Origin of the sequence: Mycobacterium sp. EPa45, from assembly GCF_001021385.1 — a bacterium.
In the GTDB taxonomy this organism is placed as follows: domain Bacteria; phylum Actinomycetota; class Actinomycetes; order Mycobacteriales; family Mycobacteriaceae; genus Mycobacterium.
Genome location: NZ_CP011773.1, coordinates 2036282 through 2048932 on the forward strand (window position 1 = coordinate 2036282; position 12651 = coordinate 2048932).

General features: G+C 66.9%; 11 protein-coding genes. 3 read left to right on the plus strand and 8 right to left on the minus strand.

The window, feature by feature from the left end:
- Nucleotides 1-51 precede the first annotated feature (51 nt).
- Nucleotides 52-684 carry a heme-binding protein gene (locus AB431_RS09685; RefSeq protein WP_047333266.1) on the minus strand — a complete coding sequence of 211 codons (633 nt, stop codon included), beginning with the start codon at nucleotides 682-684 and terminating at the stop codon, nucleotides 52-54.
- A 120-nt stretch (nucleotides 685-804) separates the two neighbouring features.
- Between AB431_RS09685 and AB431_RS09690 the strand changes: the two genes are divergently transcribed.
- Entirely contained in the window at nucleotides 805-1644 is an 840-nt protein-coding gene (locus AB431_RS09690) for an SDR family oxidoreductase (RefSeq protein WP_047329733.1), read from the plus strand.
- Here the strand turns inward: AB431_RS09690 and AB431_RS09695 are convergent.
- From AB431_RS09695 to AB431_RS09705, 3 genes are all read right to left on the minus strand, one after another.
- On the minus strand, nucleotides 1641-2777 hold the full coding sequence (locus AB431_RS09695) for an acyl-CoA dehydrogenase family protein (RefSeq protein WP_047329734.1): 1137 nt from the start codon (nucleotides 2775-2777) through the stop codon (nucleotides 1641-1643). The genes AB431_RS09690 and AB431_RS09695 overlap by 4 nt on opposite strands.
- The gene (locus tag AB431_RS09700) at nucleotides 2777-4009 is read right to left on the minus strand and encodes an acyl-CoA dehydrogenase family protein (RefSeq protein ID WP_047333267.1); all 1233 of its coding nucleotides are present in this window, start codon (nucleotides 4007-4009) and stop codon (nucleotides 2777-2779) included. Before AB431_RS09700 ends, AB431_RS09695 begins: the two co-directional genes overlap by 1 nt.
- A gap of 216 nt (nucleotides 4010-4225) precedes the next feature.
- The gene (locus AB431_RS09705; protein WP_047329735.1) at nucleotides 4226-5197 is read right to left on the minus strand and encodes an esterase family protein; all 972 of its coding nucleotides are present in this window, start codon (nucleotides 5195-5197) and stop codon (nucleotides 4226-4228) included.
- A gap of 87 nt (nucleotides 5198-5284) precedes the next feature.
- On the opposite strand from AB431_RS09705, the gene AB431_RS09710 reads away from it, so the two are divergent.
- Nucleotides 5285-5896, plus strand: coding sequence for a nucleoside/nucleotide kinase family protein (locus tag AB431_RS09710; RefSeq protein WP_082135614.1), 612 nt, complete (start codon nucleotides 5285-5287; stop codon nucleotides 5894-5896).
- A 69-nt stretch (nucleotides 5897-5965) separates the two neighbouring features.
- Here the strand turns inward: AB431_RS09710 and AB431_RS29895 are convergent, their stop codons facing one another.
- The 4 genes from AB431_RS29895 to AB431_RS09725 form a co-directional block, all read right to left on the minus strand.
- Complete coding sequence (locus AB431_RS29895) at nucleotides 5966-6157, minus strand: YbdD/YjiX family protein (RefSeq protein ID WP_082135615.1); 192 nt, start codon at nucleotides 6155-6157, stop codon at nucleotides 5966-5968.
- The gene (locus tag AB431_RS09715; protein ID WP_047329737.1) at nucleotides 6103-8397 is read right to left on the minus strand and encodes a carbon starvation CstA family protein; all 2295 of its coding nucleotides are present in this window, start codon (nucleotides 8395-8397) and stop codon (nucleotides 6103-6105) included. The genes AB431_RS29895 and AB431_RS09715 overlap by 55 nt, the downstream gene beginning before the upstream one ends.
- A 209-nt stretch (nucleotides 8398-8606) precedes the next feature.
- Nucleotides 8607-10142: an ATP-dependent DNA ligase gene (locus AB431_RS09720; protein ID WP_047329738.1), complete on the minus strand. Its 1536-nt coding sequence runs from the start codon at nucleotides 10140-10142 to the stop codon at nucleotides 8607-8609.
- 41 nt (nucleotides 10143-10183) lie between these two features.
- Nucleotides 10184-11722 (minus strand): molybdopterin-dependent oxidoreductase, encoded by a 1539-nt coding sequence (locus AB431_RS09725; RefSeq protein ID WP_047329739.1) that lies wholly within the window; start codon nucleotides 11720-11722, stop codon nucleotides 10184-10186.
- Nucleotides 11723-11884: 162 nt separating this feature from the next.
- Here AB431_RS09725 and AB431_RS09730 point away from each other — a divergent pair, with 162 nt between their 5' ends.
- On the plus strand, nucleotides 11885-12643 hold the full coding sequence (locus AB431_RS09730) for an SDR family NAD(P)-dependent oxidoreductase (RefSeq protein WP_047329740.1): 759 nt from the start codon (nucleotides 11885-11887) through the stop codon (nucleotides 12641-12643).
- Nucleotides 12644-12651: the final 8 nt, after the last annotated feature.

Consider the following 12651-nt stretch of genomic DNA (forward strand, 5'->3'; position numbering starts at 1 on the left):
GAATTGTGGCACCTGGGCGCCCCGCGCGTGCGCTATAGATTCCTCAGTCGATCACGAGTCCACGGCGACGCCGACGACGACTTCGTTGCGGCGCCGGCACGGCAGGGTCCACGGTGGATCGTAGAACCACGCCAGCGGATCACCCGTCGCCTCGATCTCGTGGCGATACAGGGTTTTCAATAGCTGACCGATGCGCGCATTGACCGCCGCCGGGTCGGTGCTTCCGTTGAATCGCAACACCGCAACCGTCTCCGCGGGAACCGGCACCAGACGAACCCGGTCGTCCTTCGGTGTGGGCAGGGTCTCCAGGGTGTACTTCGAGGGCATGAAGAAACGAATGACCCATTGGCCCGATGGCATGCGTTGGGTCGCGACCGGCGCGGTCATCGCAATCTTCTCGCTGGGTTGTTGAGCCACCGGAGCCGTCATGGCGATCTTGGTGCTGCCGGAGTTGGCACCGAAGATGTAGCGGGCCAGTAGCCGGAATCCCTGATTTCGGGCGGCCTCCTCGTCGGCGTCGATGGCTGTCTCGGCGGCGATGCGGGGCCCGTATCGCCGGATCTCGACACCGTCGATTGTGCGTTCGACTGTGAACTCGGGCTCTTCGGTGCCGAGCCGGATGCCCACGATGTTGCCCACACCCTCGGCGATCTGTACCGCCGTTCCGACAATCGTCTTCAACACGGACACCTCCCTATTTCACAACAGGCATACCCCGCCGGCAGGTGAAAGCCGATGACATGTTTCTGACGCACTTTCAGCCCTCCCGACTGCCGACTCGGGCGCTGCATATATCGTCCGGGCATGACTCGGGTTTCGGTGATCACCGGTGGTGCGGGCGGCATGGGGCTGGCGACGGCGAAGATCATCGGCCGGGACCACTCGTTGGTGCTGTGCGATGTCAGGCAGGACCGACTGGACGCCGCAACCACTGTGCTGGCCGGCCTCGGCATCAGTGCGACAGTGGTCAACTGCGACGTCACCGACCGGGATGCCGTCACACGACTCTTCGAGACGGCGGCCGACATCGGCACGATCGCATCGGTGATCCACACCGCGGGTGTCAGCCCGAGTATGGGCGATGCCGACTACGTCATGACCACCAACGCGATCGGGACGCTCAACGTCAACGAGGTGTTCTTCGCCTCGGCCGGCGAAGGATCGGCGATCGTCAACGTCGCGTCGATGGCGTCGCACATGTTGCCCGACGAGATCGTTCCGGCACAGCATTTCGACCTGGCCTTCACCGATGAACCGCGGTTCTTGACCGAGATGCTGGCGGCGTGCGACATCGCGGGGGAGGAGATGCGCTCCGGGCTGGCCTACGGCGTGAGCAAGACCTTCGTCCGGTGGTACAGCTCCGCACAGGCCGAACGGTTCAACGGCCGCGGCCTGCGCATCGTTTCGGTGTCACCGGGATCCGTGGACACCGAGATGGGTCTGCTGGAAGCCGACGCCGGTGCCGGAGCGATGGTCGCCAACGCAGCCGTGCCCCGGTGGGGCAAGGCTGAGGAGATGGCCGAGCTGTTCGCCTTCTGCGCGAGCGACCGCGCCACCTACCTGACCGGAACCGACATCCTCAACGACGGTGGCGTGATCGCGTCGATGCGGGAACGGGCCCGGCTGGCCGCCCAAAACGCCTAGGGGCGGGTCAGTTTGGCGTATCGCGTGCGGTGTTCGTCGGTGGACCCGAACTCATACTGCAGCGCGGTGAGCCGCTTGAAGTAGTGGCCGATCGCCAGCTCCTCGGTCATGCCCATACCGCCGTGGAGTTGGACGGCGTTCTGGCCGATGAATCGAGCGGCTCGACCAATGGTCGCTTTGGCCGCCGAGACCGCGCGTGCCCGAACCTGCGGCTCGGCTTCCAGGTTCAGCACTGCGAGATACACCGCGGCAACGGACTGCTCGAGTTCCATGTACATATCGACCATGCGATGCTGCAGGACCTGGAAAGTGCCGATCGGCTGACCGAACTGCTGACGTTGCTTGCAGTACTCCACGGTGTCGGACAACACCTTTCGCATACCGCCGACCGCCTCGGCGCATACCGCGGCCGCACCTTCGTCGCGGGCCTGGGCCAGCGACGAAGACGCATCCCCGGCCAGCAGCGCGTCGGCAGGTAGCCGAAGACCGGCAAAGGTGAGGTCGGCTCCGCGCCGGTCGTCGATGGTGCGATAGCCGTGAACCGCCAGCCCCGGCGGCGGGTCGGCGGGATCGAACTCGGTGAGGAACAGCGAAACGCCTTGCACGTCAGTGGGTTCACCGGATGTCCGCGCGGTGATCAGCAGATGGGTGGCCAGCGGTGCTGCGGTGACGACGACCTTGTCGCCGGTGATGACCCACTGCTCACCGTCGCGGACCGCTGTGGTCGACACCGCATGATCACCGGTTTCCGGCTCGGTGCCGGCCAGGGCGACGATGGCGCTACCGTCGGCGATGCGCTCCAGCAGCGCTGCGGCGGCCGGGTGGTCGGCTCGCTGCAGCAGACCGCCCGCCACCACCACGGTATCGACGAAGGGCTCGATCGCCAGGGCGCGGCCGAGTTCCTCCGCGATCACCATGATCTCGACCGGGCCTCCGCCGATACCGCCAACAGACTCTGGGAACGCGGCGCCGAGGATGCCGAGTTCGTAGGCCAGGCCACGCCAGATCTCAGGCTGCCAGCCCGGTCCGATCTTGGCCGCGGTGCGGCTCTTCTCGAGGTCGTAGCGGGTGGCCAGGAACTTGCTCAGGCCGTCACGCAGCAGCTCTTGTTCTTTGTTCAAGTTGAAGTCCATTACAGCCCCAAAGTCGCTTTGGCCAGAATATTGCGCTGAATTTCGTTGCTGCCCGCGTAGATTGAGCCGGCGCGATCGTTGAAGTAGCGGAGTGGGGCGACCGCCTGCCACGGTTTGCCGCTGACGTAGCCGTCCGCGGGTGGTTCGAAGTCTGCGACCGGTCCACCCGGGCGGGTCGCGTGCGGCTGGTATACCCGGCCGCGCGGCCCGGCCGCCTCCATCGCGAGTTCGGTGATGGCCTGCGAGAGTTCAGTGGACAGGACCTTCAGCATCGAAGACGCGGCGCCGGGGTTGCGGCCTTCGGCAACTGTTGTCAGGACGCGGTATTCGAGGATCTCGAGCACTTCGGTGCGGATGCGGATATCGGCGAGTTTGGCCGCGAATGCGGGGTAATCGATCAGCGCGCCGCCGGTGGGTCCGGGCTGAGTGGTGGCCTCGGTGGCGATCGACTCTGCCATCACCTGCAGCGCGGGTGCCGTTGCGCCGCCGCCTCGTTCGAACTCCAGCAGATATTTGGCGACCGTCCAGCCGTCGTCGATCTCGCCGATCACGTTCGACTTCGGCACGCGCACCGCGTCGAAGAAGATCTGGTTCTGCACCTTCTCACCGGAGGTCATCACCAGGGGACGGATCTCGATGCCCGGCGTGGCCATGTCGATGAGCACGAACGTGATGCCCTGCTGGCGCCTGGCCGATCGTGAGGTGCGAACCAGGGCGAAGATCCAGTTGGCCTCTCCCGCGTGGGTGGTCCAGATCTTGCTGCCGGTGCAGATGAGGTCGTCACCGTCGTCGGTAGCCGACATCGTGAGGGCGGCCAGGTCCGAACCGGCCTCGGGTTCGGAGTAACCCTGGCAGAAGAACACCTCACCGGTCAGGATGCGCGGCAGGAAGAAGTCCTTCTGTTCCGGCGTGCCGTAGGCGATGATCGCGTGCGCGACCATCCGGATGCCCATCGGCGACAGCGACGGCGCGCCCGCCAGGGTCGACTCGCGGCTGAAGATGTAGTGCTGGGTCAGCGTCCAGTCGCAGCCGCCGTATTCGACCGGCCACGCGGGGGCGGCCCAGCCGCGCTCGTGCAGGATCGCCTGCCAGGCCATGCTGGCCTCGTGATCGGCGTAGACGCTGGTCATCAGCCGGCCAGCCGCCTGCAGATCAGGGGTGAGCTTCTCGTCGAGGAACGCCCGCACCTCGTCCCGGAATTCGAGGTCCTTCGCTGACCATGACAGGTCCATCTGCTGTTCCTCCATCTGCGCACGGCCGTTCTCAGAAGTAACCGTAGCCCGTCGTCCGTGGCGGGCTGCGCTGGGTGTCGTTAATTCTGCCGCTCGGGTTTGAGGTTCCAAGGCCCGGGGAACAGGTTCGGAGGACGCCGCCGGGCAGTCCCCTCACAACGTGACACTGAGAGGTCCGGTCCCTGCACAAGGGACCGGGCCTTTCGTCTGTGCGGGTCAGGCTGTGGGCGCGGCACCCAGCACCCGCTGGATGTCGGGCTTCATCTCCTGGAGCTGCCCACCCCAGTACCCCCAACTATGGGTGCCGTTGGGCGGGAAGTTGAACACGCCGTTGCGTCCGCCCGCGGCCTGATACCGAGCCTGGAACTGCTGATTGGTGCGAATGGTCAAGCCCTCCAAGAACTGCGCGGGAATCTGCGCGTTGCCCAGGCCGGCGTCGAGGTCGGTCGGGTTGCCGTTGCCGCTGTAAACCCAAACGCGGGTGTTGTTGGACACCAGCTGGCCGATGTGCAGCATCGGATCGTTGCGTTGCCAGGCACTTCCGCCGTACGGACCCCACATGTCCAGCGCGTTGAATCCGCCGGCGTCAGCCATGGCCACCGAGACCAGCAACGGCCAGGAGTTGGCCGACAGGTTCAGGAAGCCCGACAACGATCCGGCGTAGACGAACTGGCCGGGATGGTAGGCGGCCATGATCAATGCGGCGCTGCCTGACATCGAGAGGCCGACCACCGCGTTCCCGCTTGGGCTGACGCCCTTGTTTGCCGAGAGCCAGGCCGGCAGCTCCGACGTCAGGAATGTCTCCCACTTGTAGGTCTGCGTGGTGCCGTTGCCGACCGCGGGCCGGTACCAGTCCGTGTAGAAGCTCGACATGCCGCCGACCGGCATGACTACGGAGATTCCGGAGCCGTTGAACAACGGGAATGCGTTGGTGTTGATGTCCCAGCCGCTGCGGTCGTCCTGAGCGCGCAACCCGTCCAGCAGGTAGACCGCCTTGGCGCCCCCACTCTGGAATTCGACGGTGATGTTGCGTCCCATCGATGGCGACGGGACGCTGAGGTACTCGACCTCGGCGGCCGCGGCCGTTGGTGGCTGGGCCGCGACGGCGCCGAGCACCAAGAGCGAAGCGGCTGCGGCGGTGGCCGCTCGAATGATCCCCCGATTGCGTATGTTGCGAAATAGATCCATGAGTAGTCCTGGTCTGCAGTCGTTCCCTCCCCGACCTACCTGAGCTATCGGAGGCGGTCCACCATCAGTTACGCCGGCGAAAGTTCAATCGATCGTGTTGTCTCGGAGACCGTGGCGGTTCTCGACGCCGCACCGAGCCGTGTGTTAGTCGGCATCACCGGGCCGCCCGGGGCGGGCAAGTCGACACTCGCTCAGGCGGTGGTGAGTCGGATCCAAGGAGCGTCGTACCTGCCGATGGACGGCTTCCACCTCTCCAATACCGTGCTGGCGCGGCTGGGCCGGTGCGATCGCAAAGGCGCCGCGGATACCTTCGACGCGGCCGGGTACGTGAGTGTGTTGCACAGGGTGCGGTCCGACTACCGCCTGCGGGATGTCTACGTACCCGACTTCGACCGTCGCCTCGACGAACCAGTCGCAGCCGGACACGTCATTGCTGCCGACTGTCGGTTGGTGATCACCGAGGGCAACTACCTCGGCGTGCCCGACGGCGAGTGGTCAGGCGTGCGCGGGCTGCTGGATCGCCTCTTTTATGTGGACTGTCCGGCGGACGTGCGATGGGAACGGTTGGTGGCTCGGCATATTGCCGGCGGGCGTACGAGGGCGGCGGCCGAGGCGTGGGTCGACGAGGTCGACGAGCCCGATGCCACGTTGATCGCGACGACGCGGCAGTGGTGTGACGCGGTCATCGACGGCTGCTGAGGCGCCGAACGTAACCCCAGGGCGCGATCCGACGCCGAGCGTCACCCTCGCGTTACATTCGGCGAGCCGTCAGCAGCAGCGCGCGGTCGGGTTGGCGTCGGCGTCGGCGTGCCGTTTGCGCCAATACTGCGCCTCGCTGAGCACCGGTTCGCCCGGATGTGTGCGGGCCCGGTGCTCCAGATAGCGGCGGTAGTGGCTGTCGCCCATCAATGCGCTGACGTACCAACGGATCTGGCGTGCGGTGCGGGTAGCGCCTCCCATTGCTTCTGCACCTCCTTCTCGGCGGCGGTGGAGATCAGGCTCGACGGACCGAAGATCTTCGACGGCACCGGGGTGTCGTCGCTCAGCGGCGGGCCGCCGCCGCGGAGGGCCCGCAGCGCCACGATCACTCCGGCGACGAACACGATGATCACGGCCGCGGCGAACACGATCGACAGCGTGCCCTGGATGAAGGTGTTGCGGATGACGGCGTGCAGCTGATCGACGTTCTTCGCCGACCCGAAGGCCGTCTTGCCCGCGTCCGCGGCGGCGCGGTACTGGAAGTGCTGTGTCCAGTAGCCGACCTTGGGATCGCCGGAGAAGATCTTCTGCCACGACGCGGTGAGCGTGACGGTCAGATCCCACAGCAGCGGGACCGCAGGGATCCAGGCCCATTTCAGCAGACCCCGCTTGACGACCACGACCGTCACCACCGTCAACGCGATCGCCGCCAGCAACTGGTTGGCGATACCGAACAGTGGGAACAGCGTGTTGATTCCGCCGAGCGGATCGGTGACGCCCATCAGCAGGATGGACCCCCAGCCGGCGACCACCAGCACGCTGCAGATCCACGCCCCGACCCGCCAGCTCGGGTTGCGCAGCCGCGTGAACGGGCCGCCGAGGTTGGCCAGTCCGTCGGAGAGCATGAAGCGGGCGACCCGAGTGCCGGCGTCGACGGTGGTCAGGATGAACAGCGCCTCGAACATGATCGCGAAGTGATACCAGAACGCCCGAAGACCCGGCCCGCCGAACACCTGGTGCAGCACTTCGGACATGCCGAACGCCAATGTCGGCGCGCCGCCGGTGCGCGAGATGATCGAGTGCTCACCGACACTTGCAGCGGCCTCATTGATCTGACCCGCGGTGATCGGGGCCCCGGATAGGCCGAGCCCGTTGACGTATTTGGCCGCGGTTTCGGCCGTCGTACCCGTCTGAGCCGACGGTGCGTTGATCGCGAAGTACAGATGCTGGTTGAGGATTGCGGCGGTGATCAACGCCATGATCGCCACGAACGACTCGGTGAGCATGCCGCCGTATCCGATCAAGCGCATCTGGCTTTCCTTCTCCAGCAGCTTCGGCGTGGTTCCCGAAGAGATCAGAGAGTGAAAACCAGACAGCGCCCCACAGGCGATGGTGATGAACAAGAACGGGAAAAGCGAGCCGGCGAACACCGGGCCGGAGCCGCTCTCGGCGAACTTGGACACCGCCGGAGCTTCCATGATCGGCCGGGCCAGCAGGATGCCGACCGCGAGCAGCACGATGGTCCCGACCTTCATGAACGTCGACAGGTAATCGCGCGGCGCCAGCAGGAACCAGACCGGCAGCACCGACGCGGCCAGGCCGTAGACGATGATGCACCACGACAGCGTGACCTTGGACAGCGTGAACCAGTTTGTGCCCCAATCAGTATCGGCCACCCAGCCGCCGCTGGCCACGGCCAGCAGGAGCAGGGCCACGCCGATCAACGAGACTTCGGAGACCCGCCCGGGCCGCAGGAAACGCAGATAGAGACCCATGAAGATGGCGATCGGGATGGTCATCGCGATCGAGAACACGCCCCATGGGCTTTCCGCGAGTGCGCCGACCACGACCAGTGCCAGCACCGCCAGCAGGATCACCATGATGGCGAGTACGGCGATGATGGCCGCGACGCCGCCGATGGCGCCCAGCTCGTCGCGCGCCATCTGTCCCAGGGAGCGTCCGCGGCGACGGGTCGAGATCGCCAGCACCAGGTAGTCCTGCACGCAGCCGGCGAACACCGCGCCGAGGATGATCCAGATTGTGCCGGGCAGATACCCCATCTGCATGGCCAGGACCGGGCCGACGAGCGGGCCGGCCCCGGCGATCGCGGCGAAGTGGTGACCGAACAGCACCCGCCGGTCGGTGGGCATGTAGTCGGTGCCGTTCTCGAAAATCTCTGCCGGAGTGGCGTTGTCGTCGCGTGGGCGAACGATCTTCATCTCGATCAGCCGCGCATAGAACCGGTAGCCGATGACGTAGGTGCAGATTGCGGCAATGACGAACCACACCGCGTTGACGGTTTCGCCGCGGAAGAACGCGATGATGGCCCACGCGATCGAACCGAGGACTGCGATGGTGCCGAAGATCAGTTTGTGCCGGAGGGTGATCGGCGATCGGTCGACGACGGCCACCGGCGGCAGATCGGGATCGGTGCGGATGTAGGTGACGTCGCCCTTGGTCTCTTCAATGTGTTCCGACGGCGTGCCGGTCGGTGCAGCCACAGTGTTTCTCCTTGCCGAGACGTGTATTGCCAGGCCGTTGCGTCATCCTTTCATTCACAGGTTCGGCGGGATCGGGAACGGGCCGGAAAACCCGCGGCGACTTGTCAGTGCCGTGGAGGGGCCCGGGGAACTGACCACGCCGAAGCTGTTGTTATCACGCAGAAGTTCGAGTAGCACGCACGATAACTACAGCCTCGGCGGGCCAGCCCCTAGTCGCGCTCGTAGAAGGCGCGCACCGTGTCAACGGTGTCGGCCTCGGCTGGACTCTTGTCGTCGCGGTAGCGCAGCACCCGGGCGAACCGCAGTGCCATGCCGGCGGGGTACCGGCTGGAGCCCTGCACGCCGTCGAACGCGATCTCGACGACCTGCTCGGGACGAACCGGCACCACATACTGATCGAGCGGACCCACCGCGAGCTCGCTGAACCTCGCGGTCTGCCACTCCAGCATGGCGTCGGTCATGCCCTTGAAGGTCTTGCCGAGCATCACGAAGCCGCCGCTGTTCGGGTCGCGTGCGCCGAGATGAATGTTGGACAGCTTCCCGGTGCGCCGCCCGGAACCCCACTCCACGGCGAGCACGACCAGATCCAGCGTGTGTACCGGCTTGACCTTCAGCCAGCCCGCACCCCGACGGCCCGCCTCGTAGGGCGAACTGGGGGACTTCGCCATCACCCCTTCGTGACCGGCGGCCAGTGTGACGTCCAGAAACTTCTGTGCGGCAACAGCATCCGTAGTCGCGAGCCGGTCTACACGCTGATCGTCGGGCACGATCTCGTCCAGTGCGGCCAGCCGGGCACGCGTCGGCTCGTCGAGCAGGTCGACACCGTCCAGATGCAGGATGTCGAAGAAGAAAACCGAAAGCGGCTGCGCCGCCCGCGCGGCGGCGACGTCGATACTTCTCCCGAATCGCGAAGCGGTGACCTGGAACCGGTGGGGGCGGTTGTCGGAGCGCAGGGCGATGGCCTCGCCGTCGGCGATCAATTCCGTTACCGGCAGCGCGAGCGCCGCGTCCACCACCTCGGGCAGCCGGGCGGTGACGTCGTCGAGGCTGCGCGTATAGACGGTGACGTCGTTGCCGGAACGGTGAATCTGCACGCGGGCGCCGTCGAGTTTCGCCTCGAAAATGGCGTCGCCGCTGAGGCGTTCGAGGGCGTCGGCCACGCCGGTGGCGGTCTGGGCGAGCATGGGGCCGACCGGCCTGCCGACCTTGAGAGTGAATTCGTCTAGCGCTTCGGCCCCGCCGGTCAGCGCCGAGGCCGCCACCGCCGGCAGGTCGCCGCCGAGCATGGCGGCACGGCGGACGGCGGCGACGGGCAGGCCGGCCGACTTCGCGACTGCGTCAGCCATCACCCCGGCCAGCGCACCCTGACGGAGTTCGCCACCGAGCAGCCGGCGCAGGAACACCTGCTCGGTCTCGGTGGCCGCGCCAAACAGGCCGCCGAGCAGTTCGGCCCGTCGGGCTTGCGACCCCTTGCCGGCGACGGCGCCGATCTCGGTGAACGTCGCGTCGACCGCCGACACCGTCAGCGAGGGCTCCTCAGCGTGTGGGGGCAGTGAGCGCAGCGCCGCCCAGCCGACCCCGATCTGCCGTTGCGGTAGCTCGCCGGACAGCCACGACACCACCACCTGCACGACTCGCGGATCCCCGACGCCGGTCAGCAGTTGGGCGATCCGCGCCACCTTGGCCAGCCGCGACGACGTCGCCGACACATCGGCTGAGGCCGCCGCGACATCGCCGAGCAACATGCCTCCAGGTTGGCACGACATCAAAGACAACGCGCGCCGCGTCAGGCGACTTCGAAGGACACCGAATGCCAGCCCGTCGCGCCGTCCGGCGCCGGCGGTGCCTGGTCCTCGGTCTGCACCGCGCCGGTGTTGTCCGTGGCGCGCACCGTGATCGCGTGCGTACCGGTCTGGGTGGCCGTCCACGGAAAGCTCCACAGCCGCCAGGTGTCGTTCGAGTACGCCGCGCCGAGCTTGGCCTGCTGCCACGGTCCATCGTCGATGCGGACCTCGACGGCCTTCACGCCCCGGTTCTGCGCCCACGCCACCCCGCCGAAGGTCACCGGCCCCTTGCCAACCCGCTGACTGTCACGCGGCACGTCGATCCGCGACTCGGTCTTTATCGGGCCGCGCTCGGACCAGCCCAGCTTGCTCCAGTAGGCCTGCGCCTTGTCGAAGCGGGTGAGCTCCAAATCCACCACCCACTTGGTGGCCGAGACGTAGCCGTACAGCCCCGGCACCACCAACCGGGCGGGATAACCGTGCTCGACGGGCAGGGGCACGCCGTTCATCCCGATCGCCAGCATCGCGTCACGCCCGTCGGTGAGCGCCTCCACTGGGGTGCCCGCGGTGAACCCGTCCACCGATGTCGAGAGCACCATGTCCGCGTCGGTGTGAATACCAGCGTCGCGCAACAGGTCCCGAACCCGGTAGCCGGTCCAGGTCGCGTTGGAAATGAGATCGCCACCGACCGGGTTGGACACGCAGGCCAGCGTCACGACCTTCTCGATCGGCTCGAATCTCTTGAGGTCGTCGAAGGTGTAGGTGAGTTCACGGTCCACCATCCCGTGGATGCGCAACCGGAAGTCGGCGCGCGAGAGCTGCGGGACGCTCAGCGAGGTGTCGATGCGGTAGAAGTCGCCGTTGGATGTGATGAAGCTCGGCAGCTGGACGCCGGCCGGCGTGATGTCGGAAGGAACCGGCGACGGCGGCGGTGCCGACGGCAGCGCGAAGCTGTCCCGGTCGCCGGACACGCTGTGCAGCCGTCGACTGATCACTGTGCCCGCGACGCCGCCGAGGAGCCCGAGTCCGACGAACCCGAGCGTGGCCAACGAGAGCCGGCGTCCCGGATCCACTTCCGAGGCGTCGGTGGCAGGGCCGACTGGTCCTTCGGAGATCCGGCCGGAGGTGAGCAGCCGCAGCACCAGGATCCCGCACACCGCGCCGAGCAGGGTCGGGATGATGTCCACCGGCCGGGCGCCGGGACGGGCCAGCACCGCGGCGCTTCCGGCGCCGGCCGCGAGCGCGAATGCCAGTGAGCCGACCGGTACGCGAGACCGCTCCCAGATCGCGGCGGTGGCCGCGAGCACCGCGACGACCGCGATCACCGCCACCGACAGGAACAGCTTGTCGGCCGTGCCGAAGGTCAGGATCGCCCATTCCTTCACCGGCCCGGGCGTCGCGTTGATGACGGCCGTGCCGACGGCGGTGCGGGCGTCGGCGGCCGGTGAGAAGAACGCGGCTGTCAGCTGGACTACGCCGAGGGCGACGGCGGCGGCCGCCACCCCGGCTCCCATTCGCAGACCGACCGTGGATCGGGCCATGCGAGCCAACCTACCGCTGGGTAGGCACCCTTGGTCATTACCGATTGATGACGAGCGGTAACGTGCGTACCGGCTCGGGCGCCACCGGGGTGTCCCGCGAATCGAACAGCGAACTGTAAACCGCACGGGAGCCGTGCCGGCGTCAACTGACAGGAGTAACAGATGGAGATCTCGGGCAAGAAGGTGGTCGTCATCGGCGGCGCATCAGGCTTCGGCCGGGCGAGCGCTGAGCGGCTGGCCGCCCAGGGCGCCAAGGTGGCGGTCCTCGACCGCGAAGGCACCGACGGCCCCGAGGTCGCATCCGGTGTCGGGGGCCCCTTCATCCCGGTCGACGTCACCGACTTCGCGGGCACCGAAAAGGTGCTGCAGCAGGCGGTCGACGAGCTGGGCGGCCTGCACGTCGTGCTGACCACCGCCGGCGGCGGTGTCGCGGAGAAGACGTTCGGCAAGAACGGCCCGCACGCCCTGGAGACCTTCCAGAGCACGATCAATCTCAACCTCATCGCCAGCTTCAACATCAGTCGCCTCGCGGCCGCGCACATGGCCAACAACGAGCCCGAGGACGAGGAGCGCGGCGTCATCATCAACACCGCCTCGATCGCCGCGTTCGAAGGCCAGATCGGACAGGTCGCCTACACCGCCGCCAAGGCCGGTATCGCCGGTATGTGCCTGACCATGGCCCGCGACCTCGGACCGGTCGGTATCCGCGCGCTGGCGATCGCGCCGAGCCTGTTCGCCACCGGCCTGACCAAGGGCATTCCCGACGAGTTCGCCAAGGCGCTCACCAAGGACGCCGCCTTCCCGAAGCGGCTGGGCCGGCCGGAGGAATTCGCCATGCTGGTCTCCGCGATCGTGGAGAACCCGATGCTCAACGGCCAGTGCATCCGCCTGGATGCCGGGCAGCGTTTCGCCCCCAAGTGACCAAGGCG

What these genes read in the sequence shown, in the direction of transcription:
- AB431_RS29895 (WP_082135615.1), bottom strand. Translation starts at nt 6,157, where the DNA reads ATGGGAGGCGCTACCCGCACCGCACGCCAGATCCGTTGGTACGTCAGC.
- AB431_RS09730 (WP_047329740.1), top strand. Translation starts at nt 11,885, where the DNA reads ATGGAGATCTCGGGCAAGAAGGTGGTCGTCATCGGCGGCGCATCAGGC.
- AB431_RS09720 (WP_047329738.1), bottom strand. Translation starts at nt 10,142, where the DNA reads ATGTTGCTCGGCGATGTCGCGGCGGCCTCAGCCGATGTGTCGGCGACG.
- AB431_RS09690 (WP_047329733.1), top strand. Translation starts at nt 805, where the DNA reads ATGACTCGGGTTTCGGTGATCACCGGTGGTGCGGGCGGCATGGGGCTG.
- AB431_RS09695 (WP_047329734.1), bottom strand. Translation starts at nt 2,777, where the DNA reads ATGGACTTCAACTTGAACAAAGAACAAGAGCTGCTGCGTGACGGCCTG.
- AB431_RS09725 (WP_047329739.1), bottom strand. Translation starts at nt 11,722, where the DNA reads ATGGCCCGATCCACGGTCGGTCTGCGAATGGGAGCCGGGGTGGCGGCC.
- AB431_RS09700 (WP_047333267.1), bottom strand. Translation starts at nt 4,009, where the DNA reads ATGGACCTGTCATGGTCAGCGAAGGACCTCGAATTCCGGGACGAGGTG.
- AB431_RS09705 (WP_047329735.1), bottom strand. Translation starts at nt 5,197, where the DNA reads ATGGATCTATTTCGCAACATACGCAATCGGGGGATCATTCGAGCGGCC.